We start from the raw sequence: 25,491 nt of genomic DNA on the forward strand, positions 1-25,491 counted from the left end.
TCATGAATTTCGTACGTACCCTGCTGGCCTCGTGCCTGTCACTGGCCGCCCTGAACGCTGCCCAGGCCGCCGTTTCCACTGATCAGGCCGCGCGCCTGGGCACCAGCCTGACCGTCATCGGCGCGGAAAAGGCCGGCAACGCCGATGGCTCGATCCCGGCCTACCAGGGCGGCCTGCTGACGCCGCCAGCCAGCTACCAGAGCGGCGCCAGCATGCGCCCCGACCCGTTCGCCAGCGACAAGCCGCTGCTGGTGATCGATGGCAAGAACGCCGAGCAGTACAAGGACCAACTGACCGCCACCACCCTGGAACTGCTCAAGCGCTACCCCAGCTACCGCGTCGATGTGTACCCGACCCACCGTAGCGTGGCGCTGCCGCAAGCGGTACTCGACAACACCCGCAAGAACGCCACTGCCGCCAACAGCAAGGAGGGCGGCACTGCGGTAGACAACGTGCTGCCGGGCATCCCGTTCCCCATTCCGCAGAACGGCGCCGAGGCCATGTGGAACTTCCTGCTGCGCTATCAGGGCGTGAGCATGACTGCCAAGTACGACTCGTGGAACGTCGACGCTGCTGGCAAGCCATCGCTGTCGACCACCGGCCAGGCCAATATCAGCTACCCGATCTACGAAGACATGGCCAAGCCGATCGGCGCCAAGGACACCTACTACCAGATGAAGCTGGTATACACCGGGCCCGCACGCCGTGCCGGCGAAGCGATGATGCTGCGCGATGCCGCCAACCCGCTGGTGCAGCCACGCAGCGCCTGGCAGTACCTGCCGGGCCAGCGCCGGGTCAAGCTGGCGCCGAACCTGGCCTACGACACGCCCAACCCGGGCACCTCCGGTTCGGGTACCTACGATGACGTGTTCGTCTTCAACGGTGCGCTGGACCGCTACGACTGGACCTTGGTCGGCAAGCAGGAAATGTACGTGCCGTACAACACCTACCAGCTGACCTACAACACCGACGTCAAGCAGGTGATCACCCCCAACCACCTGGCGCCGCAGTTCGTGCGCTGGGAGAAGCACCGGGTGTGGGTGGTGGAAGGCAAGCTCAAGGACGGGGCGCGCCATATCTACCACAAGCGCCGCTTCTACCTCGACGAAGACAGCTGGATCGCCCTGGCCTCGGACCAGTACGACGCCCGTGGCCAGCTGTACCGCGGCTCGTTCGCCTTCCTCACCCAGAGCTATGACAAGCAGACCCCGGACGCCACGCCGTTCATGATCTACGACCTGATCGGCGGCACCTACAACCTCAATGGCGTGGTCGGTGCCTACGGCGGCATCCGCTACATCGACCCGCTGTCGAAAACCCAGTGGTCGCCCGAGTCGCTGGCCGGCAACGGCATTCGCTGAACGCACGGAGCAGAGGTGGCAATGTCTGTCTTCAAACGATGCAGCGCGGTAGTTCTGGCTTTGGCCGCGCTGCAGGGCGCGGCCCAGGCTGCGCCCTTCACCGATGTGCTGGACCTGCCCGCCATGCCCAGCGCCCTGGTCGCCAGCAGCGCCTTGCGCGATGTAACCCTGGCCGGCCAGCGCCTGGTCGCGGTGGGCCCGCGCGGGCACATCCTGTACTCCGATGACCACGGCGCGCACTGGCAGCAGGCCCAGGTACCGGTCAGCGCCGACCTTAATGCCGTGAGCTTCGCCACGCCCGAGCTGGGCTGGGCGGTTGGCCACGATGGCGTGGTGCTGCACAGCCGTGATGGCGGCGTGCACTGGCAGAAGCAGCTGGATGGCCGGGCGCTGGCCGAACAACTGCCGGGCACGGGTAGCGACAATGCCTTGCTCGACGTGTGGTTCGGCGATGCCCGCAATGGCTATGCGGTCGGCGTGTTCAACCTGCTGTTGCGCACCGTTGACGGCGGCGAGCACTGGCAGCCCTGGCTCGACCACAGCGATAACCCGCAAGGCCTGCACCTGACCAGCCTGGCCGCGGTGGGTGACGAGCTGTACATCACCGGCGAGCAAGGCCTGTTGCTGAAGCAGGACGGTGAGCGCTTCAGCCGTGTCGAGACACCCTACGCCGGCACACTGTTCGGTGCTGTCGGCAAGCCTGGCGTACTGCTGGTCTACGGCCTGCGTGGGCATGCCTACCGCAGCACCGATGGCGGCCGGCAATGGCAACCGGTCAGCACGGGTGTGAACACCAGCCTCACCGCCGCCGGTGTCGACCGTGACGGCCAGCTGTGGCTGGCCAGCCAGGCTGGCGACCTGCTGCTCAGCCGGGATGATGGCGCCAGCTTCAGCCCGGTGCCGCAAAGCGCCCGTGGCCCGGTGACCGCGCTCGCCACCGATACCGGCAACGGCCTGGTATTGGTGGGCGAGCGGGGCGTGCGCAACCAGGCCGGTAACCCCACGCTGCACCCATAACAAGAGAAGACCCTGATGGCCGCTACCCGCCAAGACACCCTGCCGGTAATCCGCAACCTTGACGATTTCGACCCACGCTCGGGCAATTGCCTGGAGCGCCTGGTGTTCAACCATCGCCTGCCGTTCCTGCTGTGCATGCTGCTGGCGACTCTGGTGCTGGGCTACATGGCGCTGACCCGCCTGGAGCTGCGCCCCAGTTTCGACAAGATGCTGCCGCAGAGTCACCCCTACATCCAGAACTACCTGGAAAACCGCCCATCACTGCGTGGCCTGGGCAACGCGGTGCGGGTGGTGGTGGAGAACACCCAGGGCGATATCTTCGACCCGGGCTACCTGCAGACCCTGCGCCAAATCAACGACGAGCTGTTCCTCAGCCAGGGCGTGGACCGGGCCTGGGTGAAGTCGCTGTGGAGCCCGGCGGTGCGCTGGACCGAGGTGACCGAGGAGGGCTTCCAGGGCGGCCCGGTGATGCCCGATGGTTACCAGGGCGCTGCGGGTGACATCGAGCAGCTGCGGCAGAACATCGAGCGCGCCAACATCGTCGGCAGCCTGGTGGCGCGCGACTTCAAGTCGAGCATGCTGGTCGTGCCGCTGCTCGACCAGGATTCGGCCACCGGCAAGGGCCTCGACTACCACGCCTTCTCGCAGAAGCTTGAACAACTGCGCAGCCAGTACCAGGCCAGCGGCCAGTACCGCATCCATGTGATCGGCTTCGCCAAGCTGATGGGCGACCTGATCGACGGGCTGATCCAGGTGATGGCGTTCTTCGCCCTGGCGGTGCTGACCAGTCTGCTGATCATTTACTGCTATACCCGTTGCGTACGCAGCACCCTGCTGGTGGTGCTGTGTTCGCTGACCGCGGTGGTGTGGCAGCTGGGCATCGTCGCCTGGCTGGGCTACGCCATCGACCCGTATTCGATCCTGGTGCCATTCCTGATCTTTGCCATCGGCGTATCCCACGCGGCGCAGAAGATGAACGGCATCCTCCAGGACATCGGCCGTGGCACCCACCGCCAGGTGGCAGCGCGCTATACCTTCCGCCGCCTGTTCGTGGCCGGGGTGACTGCGTTGCTGGCCGATGCGGTGGGCTTTGCCGTGCTGATGCTGATCGACATCCCGGTGATCCAGGACCTGGCGATCACCGCCAGCATCGGCGTGGCGGTGCTGATCTTCACCTCGCTGCTGCTGATGCCGGTGGCGCTGTCTTATGTTGGTGTTGGCCGCAAGGCTGCCGAGCGGGCCCTGCATATCGACGCCCGCGCAGCCCAGCACCGCGGCTTCGGCCGGCTGTGGGACCTGCTCGACCGCTTCACCGAACGCAAATGGGCCAGCGCCGCACTGCTGGTGGCCCTGGCCCTGGGCGCCCTCGGCATCTGGGGCAGCCTGCAACTGAAAATCGGCGACCTCGACAGCGGTGCCCCCGAGCTGCGCGCCGACTCCCGCTACAACCTCGACAACGCCTACATCACCCAGCACTACGCGCTGTCCAGCGATACCTTCGCGGTCATGGTCAAGACCGCTCCGGAAGGCTGCCTGCAATACCAGACGCTGGTCCTTGCCGACCGCCTGGCCTGGGAGCTGCAGCAACTGCCGGGTGTGCAGACCACCGTGTCGCTGGCCAACGCAGTGCGCCAGATCACCGCCGGCACCTACGAAGGTAACCCGCGCCTGAACAGCCTGCAGCGCAACCAGGACGTGCTCAACTACGCCGCCCAGCAGGCTTCGGTCAACGCCCCAGAGTTGTTCAACAACGACTGCTCGCTGATGCCGGTAATCGCCTACCTCAAGGACCATCGCGCCGACACCCTGGCCCAGGTGGCCGCCGTGGCCGAGCGTTTTGCCCAGGCCAACAGCAGCGCCGAACAGCGGTTCCTGCTGGCCGCTGGCAGCGCCGGTATCGAGGCTGCCACCAACGTGGTGGTCCGCGAGGCCAACCACCGCATGCTGTTGCTGGTGTACCTGGCGGTCACGCTGTTCTGCCTGTTCACCTTCCGTAGCTGGCGCGCCACGCTGGTGGCGATCCTGCCGCTGATGCTCACCTCGGTGCTGTGCGAGGCGCTGATGGTAGCCATGGGCATTGGCGTCAAGGTCGCCACCTTGCCGGTGATCGCCCTGGGCGTAGGCATCGGCGTGGACTACGCGCTGTACCTGCTCAGCGTGCAACTGCACTACCAGCGCGCCGGGTTGAGCCTGGCCCAGGCCTACCAGAAAGCCGTGGCCTTCACCGGCCGTGTGGTCGGGCTGGTCGGCATCACCTTGGCCGCCGGCGTGGTCGGCTGGGCCTGGTCGCCGATCAAGTTCCAGGCCGACATGGGCCTGCTGCTGACCTTCATGTTCCTGTGGAACATGCTCGGCGCTCTGGTGTTGATCCCTGCGTTGTCGCATTTCCTCCTGCGTGGCCAGGCCGCCCCGGCACCTGCCGAGGCCCAGGCCACGTCGCTTCCGCAAACCCAAGAAACCGAGTGTTCGCCTCATGTCTGATTACCTTCCGCCACTGCGCGACATGGATTTTCTGTTCAACGAAGTGTTCGACATCCCGGCCTGGTGGGCGCAAACGCCCGCGCTGGCCGAGCAGTTCGATGGCGATACTGCCCGGGCCGTGCTCGAACAGGCCGGCCGGCTGATTGCCGAGGTGGTGGCGCCGCTCAACCGCAGTGGCGACGAGCAGGGCTGCCGCTGGGAGGCCGGCCAGGTACACACCCCCGATGGCTTCGCCGATGCCTACCGGGCATTTGCCGCAGATGGCTGGGTGGGTGTGGCTGGTGCCCCGGAATATGGGGGCATGGGCATGCCGAAAGTGATCGGCGCCCAGCTCGAAGAAATGCTCAATGCCGCCAACCTGTCGTTCGGCCTGTACCCGATGCTCACGGCCGGAGCCTGCCTGGCGCTGCTCAACCATGCCAGCGAGCCGTTGAAGGCGCTGTATCTGCCGCCCATGTACCAAGGGCGCTGGACCGGTTCGATGTGCCTGACCGAACCGCACGCTGGCACCGACCTGGGCCTGATTCGCACTCGCGCCGAGCCGGTTGCCGATGGCCGCTATCGCATCAGCGGGACCAAGATCTTCATCACTGGCGGTGAGCAGGACCTGACCGAGAACATCATCCACCTGGTGCTGGCGCGGCTGCCGGATGCGCCAGCCGGGCCAAAGGGCATCTCGCTGTTCCTGGTGCCCAAGGTGCTGGTTGACGCCGACGGCGTGCTGGGCGAGGCCAATGCGGTGAGTTGCGGGTCGATCGAGCACAAGATGGGCATCAAGGCCTCGGCCACCTGTGTGATGAACTTCGACGGTGCAATCGGCTACCTGGTCGGCGAGCCGAACAAGGGCCTCAACGCGATGTTCACCATGATGAACTACGAGCGCCTTGGCGTAGGTATCCAGGGCCTTGCCCTGGGCGAACGCTCCTACCAGGGCGCCATCGCCTACGCCCGTGATCGCCAGCAGGGCCGTGCGCCGACCGGTGCCGAAGCGCCGGGGCAAGGCGCGGACCCGATCGTCGTCCATCCGGACGTGCGGCGCATGCTGCTGACCATGAAAGCGCTGAACGAAGGCGGGCGGGCCTTCTCCACCTATGTGGCACTGCAGCTGGACCTGGCCAAATACAGCGAGGCCCCGGTCGCACGCGCCCAGGCCGAGGCCAGGGTGGCGTTGCTCACACCGGTGGCCAAGGCCTTCCTCACCGACATGGGGCTGGAAACCACCGTGCACGGCCAGCAGGTGCTGGGCGGCCATGGCTATATCCGCGAGTGGGGTCAGGAGCAGTTGATCCGCGACTGCCGCATCACCCAGATCTACGAGGGCACCAACGGCATCCAGGCCCTCGACCTGGTGGGGCGCAAACTGTTTGCCGATGGCGGCCAGGCCTATCGCAGCGTGTCCGACGAAATTACCGCCTTTGTCGAGACGCTGCCCGCGGCGTGCGCCGAGTTCGGCGCGCCGCTGCTGGCTGCCGTGCGCAACCTCGACGAGCTGACCGCCTGGGTGCTCGACCGCGCCCAGGGCAACCCGCGCGAGCTTGGCGCGGCGGCGGTGGAGTACCTGCAGGTGTTTGGCTACACCTTCTACGCCTACCTGTGGGCACGCATGGCCGTGGTATGCCAGTGTCATGCGGCCCCCGAGCCGTTCCACCTGAGCAAGCTGGGCACCGCGCGGTTCTACTTTGCCCGCCTGCTACCACGCATTCATTCGCTGAGTGCCAGCGTCAGGGCCGGTAGCGACAGCCTGTATCTGCTCGAGGCCGGGCAACTGTGAAGGCCGCCGACATGATCACCACTCGCGTCATGCCCGCGGCCGAGCAGGCCTACGCCTATCCGCTGCTGATCAAGCGCCTGCTGCTGTCGGGCGTGCGCTACCAGCCCAACCAGGAAATCGTCTACGCCGACAAGCTGCGCTACACCTACACCACGCTGCTCGAACGCATTCAGCGGCTGGCCAATGTGCTGACCGCCGCCGGGGTCAAGCCTGGCGACACCGTGGCCTTGCTCGACTGGGACAGCCACCGGGCGCTGGAGTGCTTCTTTGCCGTGCCGATGCTGGGTGCGGTGCTGCACACGGTGAACGTACGGCTGTCCACCGAGCAGGTGCGCTACACCATGAACCATGCCGAGGACCGCATGGTCCTGGTACATGACGATTTCCTGCCGTTGATGGCGCAATTGCGCGATGACTTGCCGACGGTGGAGGGTTTCATTCGCCTCGGCGAAGGCGACCCCGCAACGAAAGATGTGCCGCTGCTGGGTGAGTACGAAGCACTGCTGGCGGCTGCCGAGCCGCAATTCGACTTCGCCGATTTCGACGAGCACTCACTGGCCACGCTGTTCTACACCAGCGGTACCACCGGCAACCCCAAGGGCGTGTACTTCAGCCACCGGCAACTGGTGCTGCATACCTTGGTCGAGCAGGGCACCCTGGCTGCCTGCGGCGAGGTACCGCTGCTGCGCAGCGGCGACGTGTACATGCCCATCACGCCGATGTTCCACGTGCATGCCTGGGGCGTGCCCTATGTGGCCACGGCGCTGGGTATCAAGCAGGTCTACCCCGGGCGCTACGAGCCCAACCGCCTGGTGCGGCTGTACCGTGACGAGGGCGTGACGTTCTCCCATTGCGTGCCCACGGTGCTGCAGATGATGCTCGACAGCGAAGAAGGGCGCCGCGCCGACCTGAGCGGTTGGAAGATGCTGCTGGGCGGCAGCGCCCTGACCCTGGGCCTGGCGCAGCGTGCCAGCGAGCGCGGCATCAGCGTGCATTGTGGCTACGGCATGTCGGAAAGCTGCCCACTGCTCAGCATCACCCACCTGAGCGCCGAGCTGCTGGCACTGCCCATGGCGCAACAGCTGCCGCTGCGTATCGATGCCGGCGTGCCGATTGCCCTGGTGGACCTGCGCATCGTCGACGCTGAAGGCATTGATGTGCCCCGTGACGGTGAAAGCCTGGGTGAAATCGTGGTGCGTGCACCGTGGCTGACCCAGGGCTACCTGCATGAGCCGGAGCAGGGTGCCGCGTTGTGGCTGGGGGGCTGGATGCATACCGGCGACCTGGCCTGCATCGACCCGGCGGGTGTGGTGCGTATTCGTGACCGGATCAAGGATGTGATCAAGACCGGAGGCGAGTGGGTCAGCTCGGTGGCGCTGGAAAACCTGATCAGCCAGCACCCGGCGGTCGCGTCGGTGGCGGTGATCGGCATCCCGGACCCGCAGTGGGGTGAGCAACCGTTGGCCTTGGTAGTCTGTTGTGACGGCATGCAGTTCGACCAGGCGGGATTGGCCGGGCATCTGCAGCCGTTTGTCGACAGCGGGCACCTGAACAAATGGGCGATACCACGGCAGTTGCGTTGCGTGGACGAGATCCCCAAGACCAGCGTTGGCAAGATCGACAAGAAGCGGATCCGGCAGGCATTTCCCTGAACGCTGGCAGCACCGGCTGATGGCACCGGCTACGCCGGTGTTCGCGGGCGCGCCCGCTCCCACAGGTATGGCACATTCCTTCGGCTGATGGGCACCCTGTGGGAGCGGGTTCACCCGCGAAGCAAGCGACACGGTGTATGGCACCGGCTGCGCCGGTGTTCGCGGGTAAACCCGCTCCCACAGGTACGGCATATTCCTTCAGCTGGTGGGCACCCTGTGGGAGCGGGCATGCCCGCGAAGCAGGCGACGCGGTGGATGGCACCGGCTGCGCCGGTGTTCGCGGGCGCGCCCGCTCCCACAGGTACGGCGCATTCCTTCAGCTTGTGGGCACCCTGTGGGAGCGGGTTCACCCGCGAAGCAGGCATTGCGGTGGATGGCACCGGCTGCGCCGGTGTTCGCGGGTAAACCCGCTCCCACAGGTACGGCGCATTCCTTCAGCTGGTGGGCACCCTGTGGGAGCGGGCATGCCCGCGAAGCAAGCGACACGGTGTATGGCACCGGCTGCGCCGGTGTTCGCGGGCGCGCCCGCTCCCACAGGTACGGCGCATTCCTTCGGCTGGTGGGCATCCTGTGGGAGCGGGTTCACCCGCGAAGCAGGCAATGCGGTGTATGGCACCGGCTGCGCCGGTGTTCGCGGGCGCGCCCGCTCCCACAGGTATGGCGCATTCCTTCAGCTGATGGGGTCCCTGTGGGAGCGGGTTCACCCGCGAAGCAGGCGACGCGGTGCATGGCACTCTGGCCCGGGCGATATGCCGACGCCGATGTTCCGCTTGCGTGATTGCCTGAGCAAGAAAGCGGATGCAGGCAGGGCTGTGGATGCGTACAGTAGGTTGATCGCAACCTGGCAGGAGCCTGCTTATGTCCAGCGCATTCACCTTCATGCAGTCGCCCGTCGGCACCTTGACCTTGGTAGCCCGTGGCGAGTGCCTGGCTGCCGTACTCTGGGAAGAGGAGCGGGAAAACCGCGTGCGCCTTGGCGCCCTGCACCGCGATGACCAGTGCCCGGTATTGCTGGAAACCGCCCGCCAGCTCGGCGAGTACTTCGCCGGCAAACGCCAGTGCTTCGAACTGGCGCTGGATTTTGCCGGCACCGAATTCCAGCGTCAGGTGTGGGCCGCGCTGTTGGCGATACCGTTCGGTGAAACCCGCAGCTACAGCGACATCGCCCGGCAGATCGGCAACCCCAGCGCGGTGCGCGCGGTAGGCGCCGCCAATGGCCGCAACCCGATCTCGATCATCGCCCCGTGCCATCGGGTGATCGGTGCTTCGGGCAGCCTCACCGGCTTTGCCGGTGGCCTGGCGGCCAAGCAGTACCTGCTGGCGCTGGAGGGCCGGCAAAGCTTGGCACTGGACCTGTAAGGCGTCAGCAGAACCAGCTGGCGACCAGGCAGACCAGCACGGCCAACGCCGAGCCGGCCATCAGGGTGTACTGCCGATGGACCCGGCGCGCATGGGGCTTGACTGCGCGCAAGTACTCGCCAGGTGTCGGCGCGTCGGGCCGGTGGCGCAAACCCTCGGCCACATCGGCCAGTTGCCCCTGGACGAGCAGACCCGTCAGGTAGTAGGTACAGGCATAGCTCAGCAACGCCAGAAACAGATAGATCATGCCGGGTGTGGGTCCAGGGGCACCGCCATGGCACTGGCGTTGGTGGTGTCCAGCACGATCAGCCCTTCGCTGTGGTCGTCCAGGCTGGCCAGCAAGCGCCCCTGGCTGTCCCAGGCCGCCGAGCCGCCGGCACCAATGAAGGTATCGGCCGGCCCCACGCAGTTGGCCAGCAACACCGTCATGCCCAGCTCACGAGCCACCTCGGGGTAGTGCTGGTAACCCTCGCGGATGCCCTTGGCGGTTTTCGCCACGCTGACCAGGTACAGATCGGCGCCGTGTTCCCGTGCGGCTGCCGCATGCGCCATGAACATCGATTCGTAGCAGATCGCAGGCGCTACCCGGTGCGCGCCTACCTGCAGCAACAAGGCTTGATCGCCTGGGGTGAACCAGGGCAGTTCATCATCATGCAGGCGCCGCTTGGCATAGGCCTGGCGCGGTGCACCGGGGCTGAGGATTGGCATGCCGATACGAATGCCATCGGGTGCCGGCAGTGGCAGGCCCGCGGCCACGGTGATACCAAACCGGTCGCACGCTGCCTGCAGCGGGTCCAGCCGCGCCGAACTGACAGGCAGGGCTGCCTGGCGCGCGAGGGTTGGCTCATAGCCGGTAAGCGAAAGTTCGGGGAACACCACCAGTTCGGCGCCAAGTGCTGCGGCCTGTTCGATGCAGGCCAGGTGGCGTTCGAGGTTGGCTTGCACATCGCCCTTGAGCGACGCCAGTTGCACGGCGCACAACTTCATGAAAAACCCTTCCCTGGTACAGGTTGAAGGGCCGAGCATACTACCGGCACCAACGCCTGTACCAGTGAAGGGATTTTCAGGATGCCGGGTGGACGGCGAAGCGCTGGCGGAACCAGTCGTTGAGCATGGCCTTTTCGGCATACAGGCGGTCGCTGCTGCTCGTGACCCGGCCCGGGCGGCTGAGGTACATCTTGTCGCTGACCCGTTCCTGCGCCTGCTGGTCGGGTTTGCCCGGTTGGCTGAGGGTGTAGCTGAGGTCGATGGTCGGCCAGGTGATTTCGCGCATGTAACGTACATCGTAGGCCTGGCTGTGCCAGGGCTCGAAACGCCCGGCCAGGTCGATGTCGCGAATGTCGATGACCAGTTGCTGGCCAGGTTGCAGGTAGCGTTGGCCAAGCTTCTGCAGGTACTGGGTCAGGGTTTTCATCACATAGGCGTCGGCGCCACGCTCGTACCCGTGGCTGTCGAGGCTGGCATCGCGGAATTTTTCCGGATGCTCGAAACGTACCTCGACCTGCGCGGCCGGGGCACCTTGTGCCATGCTGTCCAATGACAGCGCCATGAGCACGGCACACACGAGGGCGGTACGCATGATGCACCTCCGGGGCAGATTGCGTGTGCCTCCATTTTACCCCTGGCATGGCGCTACCAGCAGAGGAAGATTGTAATGGCACGGTTTCGGCGTCTGATTGCCAACCTGCGGGGGCGTGACCTGGCGGTGGGCGATATCCATGGTCACTTCCAGCGCCTGCAGCAATGCCTGGATGCGGTGGGGTTCGATCCGGCCGTGGACCGCCTGTTCAGTGTGGGGGACCTGGTCGACCGTGGCCCGGACAGCGAGGCGGCGCTGGAATGGCTGGCGCAGCCCTGGTTCCATGCCGTGCAGGGTAATCACGAGGCCCTGGCAATCACCCGCGTGCGCGGCGGGCGGCTCGATCTGGACATGTACCGCGCCGCCGGGGGTGGCTGGTTTCTGGACCTGCCGAGGGCTCGGCAGTTGCGTTTCGTGGAGCGCTTCGAGCAGCTGCCGATTGCGATAGAGGTTGAAAGTGCAGCGGGCCTGGTAGGGCTGCTGCATGCCGATAGCCCATATGCCGATTGGGCAGTATTGAGGACCTGGCTGGAACTGGAGGACGACCCGCAAGTACGGGAGGTGTGCCAATGGTCGCGGCGGCGGTTGAAGGTAGGTGATACCGAGCCCGTGCAGGGCCTGCGTGCCTTGTTGGTGGGCCACACGCCGGTACTGGAGGCCAAGCTGCTGGGCAATGTCTGGCACCTGGATACCGGGGGTTGGGCCAGTGGCCATTTCACCTTGATGGACATGCGGACCCTGCAACTGGTCAGCCCCAGGCCAGGTGAAACAACAGTGCCGCAGCCAATAGCACCAGCATGAACCCGGAGGCCCGCTCCAGCCACGGCAGGCAGCGGGCGAAGCGCCGCAGCACCAGCGGGTTGCCGATGGCCAGGGCAACCAGCAGGTCCCACAGCAGCACGATGCTGAACATCCACAGGGCACAGGTTGCTTTCCAGGCAATGCTGGCGCTGGCGACCATGCTGACCAGGCTGGCATAGAACAGCGCATTCTTGGGGTTGAGGATGCCGGACAGGAACCCCATGCCCAATCCCCGCCACCACCCTTGGGCGGTCTGCTTGCCAGCGACTGCGCCCAGGCTGGTTTGCCCGGCATGGCGCAGGAACAGGGTGCCGATGTACAGCAGGTAGCCGGCGCCGGCCAGTTGCAGGGCGGTGAACAGCAGGCTGCCTTCCTGCAGTACCGACAGGCCGGTGAAAGCCATGGCGATGAACACGCCATTGGCCAGGGCGATACCCAGGCAGGCGCCGCTCGCGACACGCCAGCCGGCGTTGACCGAGGTGCGTGCGACCAGGAAGAAGTCCGGGCCGGGAGAGAGCAGGGAGAGGAAGTGGGCGAGGGCGATGATCAGGAACTGTTGCATTGGGTGAGGTTGCTCTGGCGTAAAGCCTGACTCTGCCCCTCGGCGCTCATGCCGTATTGAACAATATTGCAGGCCTAACCAGCAGGCGCGGTAACTGTAGGAGCGGCCTTGTGTCGCGATGGGGCGCGAAGCGGCCCCAGGTTTTCAGCTCCGCAGCACAGATTGCCGGGGCTGCTGCGCAGCCCTTTCGCGACACAAGGCCGCTCCTACACAGACCGCGCAGGCCTTCAGTCTCCCCGATACTGCCCCGGTGTCACCCCCACATGGGCCTTGAACACCCGCTGGAAATGGCTTTGGTCGGCAAACCCGAGCCGATAGGCCACCTCCGCCAGTGCCTGCCCTTCACCCAACAATTGCCGCCCACGGTTGACCCGGGCATTGAGCAGGTAGGCATGCGGTGTAAACCCGGTGGCCGCGCGAAATGCGCGAATCAACTGGTAGCGCCCAAGCCCGGCCTGCCGGGCCAGTACCGCCAGGCTCAACTGCGCCGGGTCCTGGCCTTCGATGTGGGCGATCAGCCCACTCAACGCGGTCGCCCCCAGGGCCGGTGCCGGTGCCAGCGGCGCGTGCCTGGCAAAGTCCAGGTCACCCAGAAAGGCAATCAGCGCCGCATCCTTCTCACCACTGCTGGCGTTGGAGAACAGCAGACTGTTCATTTCGCAGAACTGCCGATACACCTCCGGCACCTGGCAGATACGTGCCGGCTCGCCGGGCCCGGCACCCTCCAGCCCGGACTCCAGGTGCAGCTGTGCCAGCCAGTCGGCATCCACGTGCAGCATCTGGTAGCTCCACGCCTGCCCGGGCTCTGGGTTGCAGGCATGTACCCGGCGGGCCGGGACCAGCACCAGCGTGCCGGGTGTCAGGCGTTGCTGGCCGTTGCCGGCACCGGTGAAATGACTGTACCCGGCGTCCACCACACCGATGGAAAATGTCGGGTGGCTGTGGGGCTTGTAGCAGGCGCGGCTATGGCAGGCGCGGCGGCTTTCGACATGCGGCAGGGCCGGGTCGCGCCACAGCGCGGCATGGGAACGGGGCATCACAGGGTCCTCGGTATGCGCGGCAGCTTATCAGGCGCCGCGCACCCATACAGTTTTTTCCGCTGGCTGTAACTTGACCGCAAGGCCCGCTACCCGCCGAAATAGACGCCTGTTGCCAAAGGAAAACAATAATGGACCTCTCAAGCCTGCTGCTTTTCATCCCCGCCTGCTTCGCCCTGAACATGGCGCCGGGGCCGAACAACCTGCTGTCGCTGCACAATGCCAGCCGTTACGGCCTGCGCACGGCCTGCGTGGCCGGCGGCGGGCGCATCGTCGCCTTCAGCGGCATGATCGCCCTGGCGGCCATGGGCCTGGCAGTGGTGCTGCACACCAGCGAATACCTGTTCCTGGCCATCAAGGTGGTGGGGGCGGCGTACCTGTTCTATATCGCCTGGCAACTGTGGCGGGCACCGGTGGGCGAGGCGGTGGTGGCAAGCGATCACCCACGCGGCACCTGGCGCCTGGCACGTCAGGAGTTCTGGGTGGCCGCTGGTAACCCGAAGGCAATCCTGATCTTCACCGCCTTCCTGCCGCAGTTCGTCTCGGTCGGCAGCGCCACCCCGGTGAGCGAGCAGTTCCTCTGGCTGGGTGTGTTGTTCCTTTTGCTGGAATGGGCCGCCATCGCCATCTACGCCGGCCTGGGGGCGTACCTGCAGCGCTGGTTCAGCCAGCCCGGCCCACGCCGGCTGTTCAATCGGGTCAGCGCCTCATTGCTGGGCTGCGCCGGTCTCGGGCTGCTGGCTGCGCGGCGCTAGAACTGCGTACTCGGCACTTAGTCGCGGTAGAACGTCTGCACCAGGTGATAACCGAACTTGCTCTTGATCGGCCCGTGCACCACGCGCAGGGGCTTCTTGAAGATCACCTGGTCGATGGCGCCGACCATCTGCCCGGGGCGGATTTCACCCAGGTCGCCGCCACGCTTGCCCGAAGGGCAGGTGGAGAACTTTTTTGCGAGCACGTCGAAAGCCTCGCCATTGGCGATGCGCTGCTTGAGCTTTTCGGCTTCGTCAGCGGTCTTGACCAGGATGTGGCGGGCTTGGGCTTTCATGGGGTACCTGTGCTTCGGGGGCGAAAAAGGTGGGCATTATGCCTCATAGTATTGTGCTGAGGCGATTACGCGTCCTTGTTAGGAGCGGCCTTGTGTCGCGATGGGGCGCGAAGCGGCCCCGGCAACCTGTGCTGCGAAGCTGAAAACCTGGGGCCGCTTCGCGCCCCATCGCGACACAAGGCCGCTCCTACAGGGACGGTTACAAGGGTCAGGTTTGCAACTCCTCCCGATCCCGGAACTGCTCCAGTGCCTCGGGGTTGGCCAGGGCGTCGGTGTTCTTCACCGGCAAGCCATGCACCACATTGCGAATCGCCAACTCCACCAGCTTGCCGCTGATGGTACGCGGGATGTCATCGACCTGGGCGATCACCGCCGGTACATGGCGGGGGGTGGTGTACTGGCGGATCACCTGGCGGATGTGCTGGCGCAGGGCCTCATCCAGCTGCAGGCCGTCACGCAGGCGAACGAACAGCACCACCCGCACGTCGCCTTGCCAGTCCTGGCCGATGGCCACGCTTTCCAGCACCTGCTCGACCTTTTCCACCTGCCGGTAGATCTCCGCCGTGCCAATGCGCACCCCGCCGGGGTTGAGCACGGCATCGGAGCGGCCATGAATCACCAGCCCGCCGTCGGCACGCTGTTCGGCATAGTCGCCCTGGGCCCACACCCCCGGGAACTGGCTGAAGTAGGCGTCGTGATAGCGGCTGCCGTCCGTATCCTTCCAGAACCCCAGCGGCATCGACGGGAAGTTGCGCGTGCACACCAGCTCGCCTTTTTCGCCCTGCACCGGCTGGCCATGCTCGTTCCACACTTCCACCGCCATGCCCAGGCCCTTGCACTGGATCTCGCCACGGCGCACTGGCAGGGTCGGGTTGCCCAGCACGAAGCAGGAGACGATATCGGTGCCGCCGGACATCGACGCCAGGCACAGGTCGGCCTTGATCTTGCGGTACACGTAGTCGTAGCTGTGTGGCGACAGCGGCGAGCCGGTGGACAGCAGCAGGCGCAAGCGTTCCAGGCGGTGGCTTGCCGCAGGCTCCAGGCCCGCCTGCTCCAATGCTGCCAGGTACTTGGCGCTGGTACCGAAGGCCTGGATGCCCTCGGCGTCGATCAGGTCCAGCAGCCGCTCGGGGCCGGGATGGAACGGCGAGCCGTCGTACAGCACCAGCGTGGCGCCCACCGCCAGGCCGCTGGCCAGCCAGTTCCACATCATCCAGCCGCAAGTGGTGTAGTAGAACAGTACGTCATCGGCCTTCAGATCGTTGTGCAGGCCATGTTCCTTCAGGTGCTGCAACAACACGCCGCCGGCGCGGTGGACGATGCACTTGGGCACACCGGTGGTGCCGCTGGAGTACAGGATGTACAGCGGGTGGTCGAAGGGCAGCGGGGTGAAGCGGGGCTCGCCGCCGGGCTGAAAGAACTCGTCCCACAGGCTGACGTTGGCGGCCTGGAATTCGTCGGCGCGCGTCCCGCTGCGGGTATGGGGCACCACGATCAGCCGTTGCAGCCCGGGCAGCTGCGCGCACACCTGGTTGACCTTGTCCACCTGGTCGATGGCCTTGCCGGCGTACTGGTACCCGGCACAGGCGATCAGCAGCTTGGGCTCGATCTGGCCGAAGCGGTCGATGATGCCGTGTACGCCAAACTCGGGCGAGGAGCTGGACCACACCGCACCGAGGCTGGTGCAGGCAAGCATGGCGACCAGTGTCTGCCAGGTATTGGGCATGACCGCGGCTACCCGGTCGCCGGGGACGATGCCGGCGGCCTTGAAGGCTGTTTGCAGGCCGGCCACCTGGGCCGCCAGCTGGGCATGGGTGAACAGCTGGCGTTGGCCGTCTTCGCGCACGGCGACCAGGGCCGGGCGGTCGTCGCGGCGGCGCAGCAGGTGTTCGGCGAAGTTGAGGGTGGCGTTGCTGAACCACTGGGCATCGGGCATCTGCGGCCCTTCGCTGAGCACCTGGCTCGGCGGGGTATGCCAGTGAACGTGGAAATAGTCGGCAAGGGTTTGCCAGAAGGCAGGGCGCTGCTCGATGCTCCAGCGGTGCAGCGCTTGGTAGTCGTCGAGTTGCAGGTTGTAGCGCAGGTTGACCCGGCGGCGGAAGGCATCCATCCGGCTGGCCTCGATCTGCGCCGTGGAGGGGCGCCAGAGCACATCGTTCATGCCGAACCTCCAGATGATCATTTGGATTCGAGGGCGCCTTCGCGGGCTCGCCCGCTCCCACAGGTACAGCGTAGATGTCCAGCCTGGTGACAGCCTGTGGGAGCGGGCGTGCCCGCGAAGAAGCCCCCTGGCAGCAGGGGCTTGCGCGTTACTCTACTTTAGCCTTTTGCACGTCCTGCGACGCGGTCCAGACGCGGTAGCGCACTTCGACGTCCTTGGGCACATACACCACCACCGGCAGCTTGCTGTTGTAGCGCAGCATGAAGCCTTCACCGACCACTGGCACGAAGGCCTCGGTCTTCTTGCCATCGGGGCAGGCCATCAGCGTGCTGACCGGGCCGCTGACCTTGTCCAGGCGGTAGTAGCTGTAGCCCCAGCCTTCCAGGGTACGTTCCTCCAGGCTGCCGCCCAGGCGCTGGCGATTGCAGTCCACCTTCAGGGTCTTGCCAGCGAGGATTTCCAGTTGATAGGCCGACTCATCAGCCTGGGCCGGCAGGTGGATGACCTGCCGGGTGAAGCCTTTTTCCGCCTCGGGGTAGGGCGCGACGTCCTTCAGGCTGGCTGCCATCGCAGGTGCGGCGGCAGCCAGGGTCAGGGCCAGGATCGCGGTCATCGGGGTTGGGCGCATAGGGCCTCCTTGCAGATAAAAGAATGCAAGACCGTCGCCAGGCCCAGGCCGCCCGTCACTGGGCCAACCAGCCACCATCGACGTTCCAGGCGGCACCGCGAACCTGGCTACCGGCCTCGCTGCACAGGAATAGTACCAGCTCACCCAGGTGTTCGGGGGTGACGAAGGCCAACGATGGCTGTTTTTCTGCCAGCAGATCGTGCTGCGCTTGCAGCGGATCGCCACCGTTGGCAGCACGATCGTCGATCTGCTTCTGCACCAGCGGGGTTAACACCCAGCCAGGGCAGATGGCATTGCAGGTGACGTTGCTGGTGGCGGTTTCCAGGCCCACCACCTTGGTCAGGCCGACCACGCCGTGCTTGGCCGCCACATAGGCCGCCTTGCCGGTGGAGCCGACCAGGCCGTGCACCGAGGCGATGTTGATGATGCGCCCCCAGTTGCGCGCTCGCATGCCGGGCAGGGCCAGGCGCGTACCATGGAACACGGCCGACAAGTTGAGGGCGATGATCTTGTCCCAGCTTTCCAGCGGGAACTGCTCCACCGGCGCCACGTGCTGGATGCCGGCGTTGTTGACCAGGATGTCGACGCCGCCGAACTCGCGCTCGGCCAGGGCGAACAGCGCTTCGATCTGGGCCACGTCCGACAGGTCGGCCGGGTGATGGACTGCCTTTACCCCGTGCCGGGCGATCTCGGCCAGCGCCGGGCCAGGGTCGCCGAAGCCGTTGAGCACGATGTTGGCGCCCGCGCGGGCCAGCACCTGGGCAATGCCCAGGCCGATGCCGCTGGTGGAACCGGTGACGAGTGCGGTCTTGCCTTTGAGGGTCATGCAAAGCTCCTTAGACGATGCCGGTGGCGTAGAACGTGGCGATGACCACGAACACCGCCAGGGTCTTGATCAGGGTAATACCGAAAATGTCCTTGTAGGCCTCGCGGTGGGTCAGCCCGGTCACGGCCAGCAGGGTGATGACCGCACCGTTGTGCGGCAGGGTGTCCATGCCCCCGCTGGCCATGGCGGCCACTCGGTGCAGCACTTCGAGCGGGATGTTGGCGGCATTGGCGGCGGCGATGAAGCTGTCGCCCATGGCCGCCAGGGCGATGCTCATGCCGCCCGAGGCAGAGCCGGTGATGCCGGCCAGCAAGGTCACGGTGATGGCTTCGTTGACCAGTGGGTTGGGGATGCCGCGCAGGGCATCGGCCAACACCAGGAAGCCCGGCAGCGAGGCGATCACCGCGCCAAAGCCGTATTCCGAGGCGGTGTTCATGGCCGCCAGCAAGGCGCCGCCCACGGCGCTTTTGGTGCCTTCGGCCAGGCGGGTGCGGATGGCGCCGAAGGCACACACCAGCACCATCAGGATGCCCACCAGCAACGCCGCCTGCACCGCCCAGATGGCTGTGAGCTTGGCCACATCGCTTTGTACCGGCGCGCTCATGCCGGGCAGTTGCAGGCTGTGGCTGGGGCCGTACCACTGCGGGATCCAGTGGGTGAACAGCAGGTTCATCACCCCCACCAGCAGCAGCGGCGACAGGGCCAGCCAGGGGTTGGGCAGCGCCAGGTCGGCAGCGGTTTCCGGTTCGTTGCGCAAGTCGCTGCCATAGCCTTCACCGGCGCGCTGGGCCTTGTTGCGCTGGCGCTGCAGGTAGGCCATGCCGGTGCAGAACACGAACAGCGTGCCGATCAGGCCCAGCCAGGGCGCGGCCCAGGCGGTGGTGTTGAAGAAGGTGCTGGGGATGATGTTCTGGATCTGCGGGGTGCCGGGCAGGGCATCCATGGTGAACGAGAACGCGCCCAGGGCGATGGTTGCCGGGATCAGGCGCTTGGGGATATTGCTCTGGCGGAACATCTCGGCGGCGAACGGGTACACCGCGAACACCACCACGAACAGCGACACGCCACCGTAGGTGAGCAGGGCGCATACCAGCACGATCACCAGCATCGCCTGGCGGGTGCCGAGCACGCGGATGGCGGCGGCGACGATCGAGCGCGAGAAGCCGGACAGCTCGATCAGCTTGCCGAACACGGCGCCCAGCAGGAACACCGGGAAGTAGAGTTTGATGAAACCGACCATTTTCTCCATGAACACCCCGGTGAATGCGGGGGCCACGGCGGACGGGTCGGTGAGCAGTACCGCCCCGAGGGCGGCGATGGGGGCGAAGAGGATTACGCTGTAACCGCGGTAGGCAGCCAGCATCAGCAGGGCCAGAGCGGCTAGGGCGATGAGCACGGTCATCGGGGTGGGTCTCCTGGGTGAGTCTTGTTTTTATCGGTGAACAGGAGATAGCGGGAATCGTGCCAGTTTTTAACTCATTGATTTATATGGGTATTTTGTTTTCTACCGAATTTTTGTCTCTGTCTTGAGATTTTGGGGCCGCTTTGCGGCCCATCGCGACACCAGGCCGCTCCTACAAGTGCACCGCGATCTCCTGTAGGAGCGGCCTTGTGTCGCGATCGAGGGCAAAGCCCTCGCGGCAATCTCAAAATGGAAACATAAGTCTCCAATCAGAGACCTAGCGCTACCATCTTCTTGTACAAGGTCGATCGCCCCAACCCTAACGCTGCCGCAGTCTCTGGCACATTTCCCTCATGCTCGGCCAACGCTTCGGCAATCAGCCTGCGTTCAAACTGCTCGCACGCTTCTCGGTAAGTCTGACGCCCGGGTTCCGCCGCCACCGGGCTCAACGGCCCCAATGCCGCCCGTAGATCCGCCACCCCCAACCGCGGCTGATCCGCCAGCAGCGTGGCCCGCTCCAGCACATTGCGCAGCTCGCGAATGTTCCCCGGCCATGCATGCCGCGCCAATAGCTGCTGCGCTTCGGCCTCGAGCTCATACTGGCTGCCCAGTTCGCCCAGGATGGCCTCGCACAGCGCCGGCAGGTCCTCCAGCCGTTGCCGCAGTGGCGGCACCTCGATCGGCAGCACATTCAGCCGGTAATACAGGTCGGCGCGGAATGCCCCGCGGGCGATGGCGGCCTGCAGGTCGATGGAGGTGGCGGCAATGATGCGCACATCACTGCGCAGCATCTGGTTCGAGCCTACCGGCTCGTACTCCTTCTCCTGCAACACCCGCAACAGCTTGCTCTGCAGGGCCAGCGGCATGTCGCCGATCTCGTCGAGGAACAGCGTGCCGCCTTCGGCCAGTTGCAGCTTGCCGCTGCGGCCCTTGCGATCGGCGCCGGTAAAGGCGCCGGGTGCGGTGCCGAAGAATTCGGCTTCCAGCAGTGTCTCGGGGATGGCCGCACTGTTGATGCTGACAAACGCCTTGTGCGCCCGCGCCGACGCCGCATGGATGGCATGAGCCAGCAGTTCCTTGCCGGTGCCGGTTTCGCCCAGCAGCAGCACCGGCGAATCGCTGCTTGCGCCACGCCGGGCGCGGCGCTTGGCCTCCAGGCTGGCGGCGCTGCTGCCGACGAACTGGGCGAAGCTGTACTTGGCCTGGCGGGCGCGCAATTGCGAGCGGGTCGAGGCCAGCTCCTGCTGCATGCTGGAGTAGCGTTTGAGCAGCGGCGACAGGCTGCGCAACTCATCGAACAGGGCAAAGCCGATGGCGCCGATCAGCGCGCCCTGGTCGTCGTGGATGGGCAGGCGCATTACCACCAGCGGCTCGTTCGGGGTGTCGAGCATGTCCAGCAGGATTGGCCGGCCATTGCTCACTACCTCGCGCATCAGGCTGCCCGGGATCACCGCCTCGCATGGCTGGCCGATGGCGCTGGCGGCGTCGGCCAGGCCAAAGCGCCGGGCGTAGCGCTCGTTCATCCAGACGATGCGCGCCTGGCGATCGACGATTACCGTGCCCTCGCTGGACTGCTCGATGATCTCGAACAACGAGCGGATCGCCAGTTGCCGTACCTGGGGGTAGTCCTTGAGGCTGTCGCTGTCGTGCATGGGTAGAAATCCTGAAATCTGTAAAAGCAGGGCCGGCCTCTTCGCGGGTAAACCCGCTCCCACAGGTACCCCACAGTCCTCAAGGTTTGTGGTGATCCTGTGGGAGCGGGTTTACCCGCGAAGAGGCCAGACCTGAAAACCTATCCCCTGGGGTCGAACGCCTCGCGCAAGGCATCCCCGATAAACACCAGCAGCGACAGGATCACCGCCAGGGCAAAGAACGCGGTAAAGCCCAGCCACGGCGCCTCCAGGTGCTGTTTACCCTGGGTCACCAGCTCTCCCAGCGAAGCACTCCCGGCCGGCATGCCGAACCCGAGAAAATCCAGCGCAGTCAGGGTGGTGATCGCCCCGGTCAGCATGAACGGCACATAGGTCAGCGTTGCGTTCATGGCATTGGGCAGGATGTGCCGCAGCATTACCTGGCTGTCTGGCAACCCCAGCGCCCTTGCGGCCTTCACGTACTCCAGGTTGCGACCGCGCAGGAACTCGGCGCGCACCACATCGACCAGGGTCAGCCAGGAGAACAGCGCCATGATCCCCAGCAGCCACCAGAAGTCCGGCTCGACGAACCCGCTGAGGATGATCAGCAGGTACAGCACCGGCAACCCCGACCACACCTCCAGCAGGCGCTGGCCGATCAGGTCGACCCAGCCGCCGTGGTAGCCCTGCAAAGCACCGGCCGCCACCCCGATCAGCACGCTGACCACGGTCAGGGCGAAGGCGAACAGCAAGGATACCCGGGTGCCATACAGCACCCGGGCCAGCACGTCGCGGCCCTGGTCGTCGGTACCCAGCCAGTTGCTCGCGCTCGGCGGGCTGGGGGTGGGCACCTGCAGGTCGTAGTTGGGGGTATCGGCGCTGAACGGGATGGGGGCGAACAGCATCCAGCCACCTTGCTGCTCGATCAGCTGGCGTACATAGGCGCTGCGGTAGTCTGGCTGGAACGGCAGCTGGCCGCCGAACTGCTGCTCGGTGTAGCGCTTTAGCGCCGGCACGTACAGGTCGCCCTTGTAGCCCAGCAGCAGCGGTTTGTCGTTGGCCACCAGCTCGGCACACAAGCTCAGCAGCAGAAGGGCGGCGAACAGCCACAGCGAAACCCAGCCGAGGCGGTTGCGGCGAAAGCGTTGCAGGCGACGACGCGAGATCGGTGAAAGCATCAGCGCGCCCTCGTGTCGAAGTCGATACGCGGGTCGAGCAGGGTGTACGACAGGTCACCGATCAGGCGGATCAGCAGGCCCGCCAGGGTGAAGATGAACAGCGTGCCGAACACCACCGGGTAATCCCGCGACACGGCCGCCTCGTAGCTCATGCGGCCCAGGCCATCGAGCGAGAAGATCACCTCGATCAGCAACGAGCCGGCGAAGAACACCGTGATCAACGCCTGCGGCAAGCCGGCCACCACCAGCAGCATGGCATTGCGCAGCACGTGGCCATACAGCACCCGGCGTTGGCTCAGCCCCTTGGCGCGGGCGGTAACCACGTATTGCCGGGAAATCTCGTCGAGGAAGGCGTTTTTTGTCAGCAGCGTCAGGGTGGCGAAGCCGCCGATCACCAGGGCGCCGACCGGCAGCACCAGGTGCCAGAAGTAGTCAGCGACCTTGCCCAGCAGGCTGAGCTCGTCGAAGTTGTCCGAGACCAGGCCGCGCACCGGGAACCAGCTGAGCGAGGTGCCGCCGGCGAACAGCACGATCAGCAACAGGGCGAACAGGAACGAGGGCAGGGCATAGCCGACCACGATCAGTGCACTGCTCCAGGCATCGAAGCGGCTGCCGTGGCGCACTGCCTTGCGGATGCCCAGCGGGATCGACACCAGGTAGGTGATCAGCGTCGCCCAGAAGCCCAGCGACAGGGTGACCGGCAACTTGTCGAGGATCAGGTCGGTGACCTTGGCGCCGCGGAAGAAGCTGTTGCCGAAGTCCAGCCGGGCGTATTGGCCCAGCATCAACCACAGGCGCTCGGGGGCGGACTTGTCGAAGCCGTACTGGCGCTTGATCTCCTCGATCAGTTTCGGGTCCAGGCCACGGGTGGCCCGTGACTCGCCGTGCACCACCTCGGCCCGGGCACCGGGAGTGCCGCCGCCGATGCCCTGCAGGCGTGCCACCGCTTGCTCCACCGGGCCACCCGGCGCGGCCTGGACAATGGCAAAGTTGACCAGCAGGATCGCCAGCAGGGTCGGGATGATCAGCAACAGGCGGCGCAGGATGTAGGTGGTCATGGCGAGGATTTCCGGCGTTCGGCCATTTGCGCGTTGGTCAGCGCGGTGGGGCTGACTTCCCACCAGGTGTCCAGGCCTTCGTCATAGGCAGCCTGGACCTTGGGCAGGCCGAAGCGGTTCCACCAGGCAGTGGAACTGCCCGGTGGGTAGTAGTTGGGGATCCAGTAGTAGTTCCATTGCAGCACCCGGTCCAGGGCATGGGCGTGGTGCAGCATGTCGGCCTGGGTGTCGGCGCGCACTAGGCCGTCGATCAGGTGGTCCACGGCAGGGTCCTGCAGCACCATCAGGTTGCTCGACCCAGGGTCGTGGGCCGCTGCCGAGCCAAAATAGTTGTACAGCTCGGCGCCGGGCGACAGGGTGACCGGGTAGCCGGTGACGATCATGTCGTAGTCACGCGCCATCAGGCGGTTGACGTACTGGGCCGAATCGACGTTGCGGATGTCCAGGGTCACGCCAATCTGTGCCAGGTTGCGCTTCCACGGCAGCAGCAGGCGCTCCATGCCTGCCTGGCCGTTGAGGAAGGTGAACGCCAGCGGCGTGCCCTGGCTGTTCACCAGGCGGTCGCCTTCGGGGCGCCAGCCGGCTTGTTCGAGCAGCGCCAGTGCCTGCAGCTGCTGCTTGCGGATGATCCCCGAACCATCGGTGACCGGGGCGGTGAAGACGGTGCTGAAGACTTCGTCCGGCACCTTGCCGCGCAACGGTTCGAGCAGTTTCAACTCGCCGGCATCCGGCAGTTGGCGGGCGGCCAGCGGTGTATTGGAGAAAACACTCTGCTGGCGGATGTACATGTTGCGCATCATCTGCCGGTTGCTCCACTCGTAGTCCCACAGCATGCCCAGCGCCTGGCGCACGCGACGGTCCTTGAACTGCGGCCGGTCGAGGTTGAACACGAAGCCTTGGGCCACCTGCGGTTTGGCCGGGCCCAGGTGGGCGCGCTGCAGGCGGCCGTCGTCCAGTTGCGCGCCGTTGTAGCCCAGGGTGTAGGCGGTGGCGGAGAATTCGCGGTTGTAGTCGTAGCCGCCGCCTTTGAGCACCTGCCGCGCCACTTCGGTATCACCGAAGTACTCGATGCGCAGCTTGTCGAAATTGTAGCGGCCACGGCTGACCGGCAGATCGCGCGCCCACCAGTTGGCGTCGCGCTCGAAGGTGATGCTGCGGCCGTTGTCGATGCGCCCGATACGGTACGGCCCGCTGCCGACCGGCTTGTCGAAACCGGCGCCGTTGGCAAAATCGCGCTGCTGCCAGTCGTGTTCGGGCAGTACCGGCAAGCTGGCGAGGTCCAGTGGCAGGGTGCGGCCGTGGTCAGGCTTGAAGTCGAAGCGCACGCTGTGTGGGCTTTCCACCACGATGGCGGCAACATCGGCGAACTGGGTGCGATACCTCAGGCTGCCCTTGCTCATCAGCAGCTCGAAGGTAAAGCGTACGTCCTCGGCGCGCACCGGCTTGCCATCGGCGAAGGTGGCGCGCGGGTCGATCTCGAAACGCAGCCAGGCATCCTCCGGGCCGCGCTCCATGCGCCGGGCGATCAGGCCGTAGACGGTGTAGGGTTCATCGAACGAGCGCACGGCCAGTGGCGCGTACAGCAGGCCATCGACCTCGCTGACACCGATGCCTTTGTCGATGTACGGCAGGATATGGTCGAACTGGCCGATCTCGATGGCCGAGCGGCGCAGGATGCCGCCTTTGGGGGCGTCGGGGTTGACGTAGTCGAAATGCTGGAAGCCGGCGTTGTAGCGGGGGGCTTCGCCGTAGACGGTGAGGGCGTGGGTGGAGGCGGCGTGGGCGTTGAAGCCAATGCAAAGCAAAAACAGCCAACACAAGACCTGTGGGAGCGGCGGTGCGCCGCTGCGCTTTACCCGCGAATGCGTCCGTCCATGCAACGCCGTTGCCTGATCAGGCGCATTCGCGGGTAAAGCGCAGCGGCGCACCGCCGCTCCCA

Annotated in this window: 22 protein-coding genes; 8 read left to right on the forward strand and 14 right to left on the reverse strand. The window is 65.7% G+C overall.

Annotated features, from left to right (window positions below; translation table 11 throughout):
- Positions 1-2 precede the first annotated feature (2 nt).
- The 6 genes from ABNP31_RS12530 (at position 3) to ABNP31_RS12555 (ending at position 9,641) form a co-directional block, all read left to right on the forward strand.
- Positions 3-1,361 carry a DUF1329 domain-containing protein gene (locus ABNP31_RS12530; RefSeq protein ID WP_238066268.1) on the forward strand — a complete coding sequence of 453 codons (1,359 nt, stop codon included), beginning with the start codon at positions 3-5 and terminating at the stop codon, positions 1,359-1,361.
- 21 nt (positions 1,362-1,382) lie between these two features.
- Positions 1,383-2,378 (forward strand): WD40/YVTN/BNR-like repeat-containing protein, encoded by a 996-nt coding sequence (locus ABNP31_RS12535; protein ID WP_238066269.1) that lies wholly within the window; start codon positions 1,383-1,385, stop codon positions 2,376-2,378.
- Between the two features lie 15 nt (positions 2,379-2,393).
- Positions 2,394-4,859 carry an efflux RND transporter permease subunit gene (locus ABNP31_RS12540; protein WP_085665745.1) on the forward strand — a complete coding sequence of 822 codons (2,466 nt, stop codon included), beginning with the start codon at positions 2,394-2,396 and terminating at the stop codon, positions 4,857-4,859.
- Positions 4,852-6,630 (forward strand): acyl-CoA dehydrogenase C-terminal domain-containing protein, encoded by a 1,779-nt coding sequence (locus ABNP31_RS12545; protein WP_350013368.1) that lies wholly within the window; start codon positions 4,852-4,854, stop codon positions 6,628-6,630. The genes ABNP31_RS12540 and ABNP31_RS12545 overlap by 8 nt, the downstream gene beginning before the upstream one ends.
- Positions 6,631-6,641: 11 nt before the next feature.
- A complete protein-coding gene (locus ABNP31_RS12550; protein ID WP_350013369.1) occupies positions 6,642-8,282 on the forward strand; it encodes a fatty acid--CoA ligase in 1,641 nt (546 codons plus the stop codon).
- A gap of 858 nt (positions 8,283-9,140) precedes the next feature.
- Positions 9,141-9,641 (forward strand): methylated-DNA--[protein]-cysteine S-methyltransferase, encoded by a 501-nt coding sequence (locus ABNP31_RS12555; RefSeq protein ID WP_054571964.1) that lies wholly within the window; start codon positions 9,141-9,143, stop codon positions 9,639-9,641.
- 4 nt (positions 9,642-9,645) lie between these two features.
- Here ABNP31_RS12555 and ABNP31_RS12560 read toward each other — a convergent pair whose 3' ends face one another.
- From ABNP31_RS12560 to ABNP31_RS12570, 3 genes are all read right to left on the reverse strand, one after another.
- Positions 9,646-9,888, reverse strand: coding sequence for a hypothetical protein (locus tag ABNP31_RS12560; RefSeq protein ID WP_085665747.1), 243 nt, complete (start codon positions 9,886-9,888; stop codon positions 9,646-9,648).
- Positions 9,885-10,628 (reverse strand): carbon-nitrogen hydrolase family protein, encoded by a 744-nt coding sequence (locus ABNP31_RS12565; protein WP_350013370.1) that lies wholly within the window; start codon positions 10,626-10,628, stop codon positions 9,885-9,887. The genes ABNP31_RS12560 and ABNP31_RS12565 overlap by 4 nt, the downstream gene beginning before the upstream one ends.
- 76 nt (positions 10,629-10,704) lie before the next feature.
- Positions 10,705-11,220: a DUF3016 domain-containing protein gene (locus ABNP31_RS12570; RefSeq protein ID WP_085665749.1), complete on the reverse strand. Its 516-nt coding sequence runs from the start codon at positions 11,218-11,220 to the stop codon at positions 10,705-10,707.
- Positions 11,221-11,295: 75 nt separating this feature from the next.
- Here ABNP31_RS12570 and ABNP31_RS12575 point away from each other — a divergent pair, with 75 nt between their 5' ends.
- Entirely contained in the window at positions 11,296-12,021 is a 726-nt protein-coding gene (locus tag ABNP31_RS12575; RefSeq protein WP_238066273.1) for a metallophosphoesterase, read from the forward strand.
- Here the strand turns inward: ABNP31_RS12575 and ABNP31_RS12580 are convergent.
- Both ABNP31_RS12580 and ABNP31_RS12585 read right to left on the reverse strand, forming a co-directional pair.
- Positions 11,969-12,583, reverse strand: a complete 615-nt coding sequence (locus ABNP31_RS12580) for a LysE family translocator (RefSeq protein WP_350013371.1) — start codon at positions 12,581-12,583, stop codon at positions 11,969-11,971. The genes ABNP31_RS12575 and ABNP31_RS12580 overlap by 53 nt on opposite strands.
- A 227-nt stretch (positions 12,584-12,810) precedes the next feature.
- Positions 12,811-13,620: an AraC family transcriptional regulator gene (locus ABNP31_RS12585; protein ID WP_085665752.1), complete on the reverse strand. Its 810-nt coding sequence runs from the start codon at positions 13,618-13,620 to the stop codon at positions 12,811-12,813.
- A 131-nt stretch (positions 13,621-13,751) separates the two neighbouring features.
- Between ABNP31_RS12585 and ABNP31_RS12590 the strand changes: the two genes are divergently transcribed.
- A complete protein-coding gene (locus ABNP31_RS12590; RefSeq protein WP_046616681.1) occupies positions 13,752-14,375 on the forward strand; it encodes a LysE family translocator in 624 nt (207 codons plus the stop codon).
- A gap of 17 nt (positions 14,376-14,392) precedes the next feature.
- On the opposite strand, the gene ABNP31_RS12595 is transcribed toward ABNP31_RS12590, so the two are convergent.
- From ABNP31_RS12595 to ABNP31_RS12635, 9 genes are all read right to left on the reverse strand, one after another.
- Complete coding sequence (locus tag ABNP31_RS12595) at positions 14,393-14,668, reverse strand: peptidylprolyl isomerase (RefSeq protein WP_013972552.1); 276 nt, start codon at positions 14,666-14,668, stop codon at positions 14,393-14,395.
- 208 nt (positions 14,669-14,876) lie between these two features.
- Complete coding sequence (locus ABNP31_RS12600) at positions 14,877-16,829, reverse strand: acetoacetate--CoA ligase (protein WP_238066275.1); 1,953 nt, start codon at positions 16,827-16,829, stop codon at positions 14,877-14,879.
- 148 nt (positions 16,830-16,977) lie between these two features.
- Positions 16,978-17,457, reverse strand: coding sequence for a serine protease inhibitor ecotin (gene eco, locus ABNP31_RS12605; protein WP_063914771.1), 480 nt, complete (start codon positions 17,455-17,457; stop codon positions 16,978-16,980).
- A gap of 55 nt (positions 17,458-17,512) precedes the next feature.
- Positions 17,513-18,283: a 3-hydroxybutyrate dehydrogenase gene (hbdH, locus tag ABNP31_RS12610; RefSeq protein ID WP_085704780.1), complete on the reverse strand. Its 771-nt coding sequence runs from the start codon at positions 18,281-18,283 to the stop codon at positions 17,513-17,515.
- 10 nt (positions 18,284-18,293) lie between these two features.
- Complete coding sequence (locus ABNP31_RS12615; protein WP_075045288.1) at positions 18,294-19,685, reverse strand: GntP family permease; 1,392 nt, start codon at positions 19,683-19,685, stop codon at positions 18,294-18,296.
- A 269-nt stretch (positions 19,686-19,954) separates the two neighbouring features.
- Positions 19,955-21,337 (reverse strand): sigma-54 interaction domain-containing protein, encoded by a 1,383-nt coding sequence (locus ABNP31_RS12620; RefSeq protein ID WP_085665756.1) that lies wholly within the window; start codon positions 21,335-21,337, stop codon positions 19,955-19,957.
- A gap of 140 nt (positions 21,338-21,477) precedes the next feature.
- The gene (locus tag ABNP31_RS12625; protein WP_238066277.1) at positions 21,478-22,494 is read right to left on the reverse strand and encodes an ABC transporter permease; all 1,017 of its coding nucleotides are present in this window, start codon (positions 22,492-22,494) and stop codon (positions 21,478-21,480) included.
- Positions 22,494-23,552, reverse strand: coding sequence for a microcin C ABC transporter permease YejB (locus ABNP31_RS12630; RefSeq protein WP_238066278.1), 1,059 nt, complete (start codon positions 23,550-23,552; stop codon positions 22,494-22,496). Before ABNP31_RS12630 ends, ABNP31_RS12625 begins: the two co-directional genes overlap by 1 nt.
- Positions 23,549-25,348, reverse strand: coding sequence for an extracellular solute-binding protein (locus tag ABNP31_RS12635; RefSeq protein WP_350013419.1), 1,800 nt, complete (start codon positions 25,346-25,348; stop codon positions 23,549-23,551). Before ABNP31_RS12635 ends, ABNP31_RS12630 begins: the two co-directional genes overlap by 4 nt.
- Positions 25,349-25,491 lie beyond the last annotated feature (143 nt).

This window comes from Pseudomonas asiatica (assembly GCF_040214835.1).
GTDB lineage: Bacteria > Pseudomonadota > Gammaproteobacteria > Pseudomonadales > Pseudomonadaceae > Aquipseudomonas > Aquipseudomonas putida_Z.

Bases quoted from the DNA above. Each gene is read 5' to 3' on its own strand.
- ABNP31_RS12530 (WP_238066268.1), top strand. From the start codon at position 3: ATGAATTTCGTACGTACCCTGCTGGCCTCGTGCCTGTCACTGGCCGCC.
- ABNP31_RS12535 (WP_238066269.1), top strand. From the start codon at position 1,383: ATGTCTGTCTTCAAACGATGCAGCGCGGTAGTTCTGGCTTTGGCCGCG.
- ABNP31_RS12540 (WP_085665745.1), top strand. From the start codon at position 2,394: ATGGCCGCTACCCGCCAAGACACCCTGCCGGTAATCCGCAACCTTGAC.
- ABNP31_RS12545 (WP_350013368.1), top strand. From the start codon at position 4,852: ATGTCTGATTACCTTCCGCCACTGCGCGACATGGATTTTCTGTTCAAC.
- ABNP31_RS12550 (WP_350013369.1), top strand. From the start codon at position 6,642: ATGATCACCACTCGCGTCATGCCCGCGGCCGAGCAGGCCTACGCCTAT.
- ABNP31_RS12555 (WP_054571964.1), top strand. From the start codon at position 9,141: ATGTCCAGCGCATTCACCTTCATGCAGTCGCCCGTCGGCACCTTGACC.
- ABNP31_RS12560 (WP_085665747.1), bottom strand. From the start codon at position 9,888: ATGATCTATCTGTTTCTGGCGTTGCTGAGCTATGCCTGTACCTACTAC.
- ABNP31_RS12565 (WP_350013370.1), bottom strand. From the start codon at position 10,628: ATGAAGTTGTGCGCCGTGCAACTGGCGTCGCTCAAGGGCGATGTGCAA.
- ABNP31_RS12570 (WP_085665749.1), bottom strand. From the start codon at position 11,220: ATGCGTACCGCCCTCGTGTGTGCCGTGCTCATGGCGCTGTCATTGGAC.
- ABNP31_RS12575 (WP_238066273.1), top strand. From the start codon at position 11,296: ATGGCACGGTTTCGGCGTCTGATTGCCAACCTGCGGGGGCGTGACCTG.
- ABNP31_RS12580 (WP_350013371.1), bottom strand. From the start codon at position 12,583: ATGCAACAGTTCCTGATCATCGCCCTCGCCCACTTCCTCTCCCTGCTC.
- ABNP31_RS12585 (WP_085665752.1), bottom strand. From the start codon at position 13,620: ATGCCCCGTTCCCATGCCGCGCTGTGGCGCGACCCGGCCCTGCCGCAT.
- ABNP31_RS12590 (WP_046616681.1), top strand. From the start codon at position 13,752: ATGGACCTCTCAAGCCTGCTGCTTTTCATCCCCGCCTGCTTCGCCCTG.
- ABNP31_RS12595 (WP_013972552.1), bottom strand. From the start codon at position 14,668: ATGAAAGCCCAAGCCCGCCACATCCTGGTCAAGACCGCTGACGAAGCC.
- ABNP31_RS12600 (WP_238066275.1), bottom strand. From the start codon at position 16,829: ATGAACGATGTGCTCTGGCGCCCCTCCACGGCGCAGATCGAGGCCAGC.
- eco (WP_063914771.1), bottom strand. From the start codon at position 17,457: ATGCGCCCAACCCCGATGACCGCGATCCTGGCCCTGACCCTGGCTGCC.
- hbdH (WP_085704780.1), bottom strand. From the start codon at position 18,283: ATGACCCTCAAAGGCAAGACCGCACTCGTCACCGGTTCCACCAGCGGC.
- ABNP31_RS12615 (WP_075045288.1), bottom strand. From the start codon at position 19,685: ATGACCGTGCTCATCGCCCTAGCCGCTCTGGCCCTGCTGATGCTGGCT.
- ABNP31_RS12620 (WP_085665756.1), bottom strand. From the start codon at position 21,337: ATGCACGACAGCGACAGCCTCAAGGACTACCCCCAGGTACGGCAACTG.
- ABNP31_RS12625 (WP_238066277.1), bottom strand. From the start codon at position 22,494: ATGCTTTCACCGATCTCGCGTCGTCGCCTGCAACGCTTTCGCCGCAAC.
- ABNP31_RS12630 (WP_238066278.1), bottom strand. From the start codon at position 23,552: ATGACCACCTACATCCTGCGCCGCCTGTTGCTGATCATCCCGACCCTG.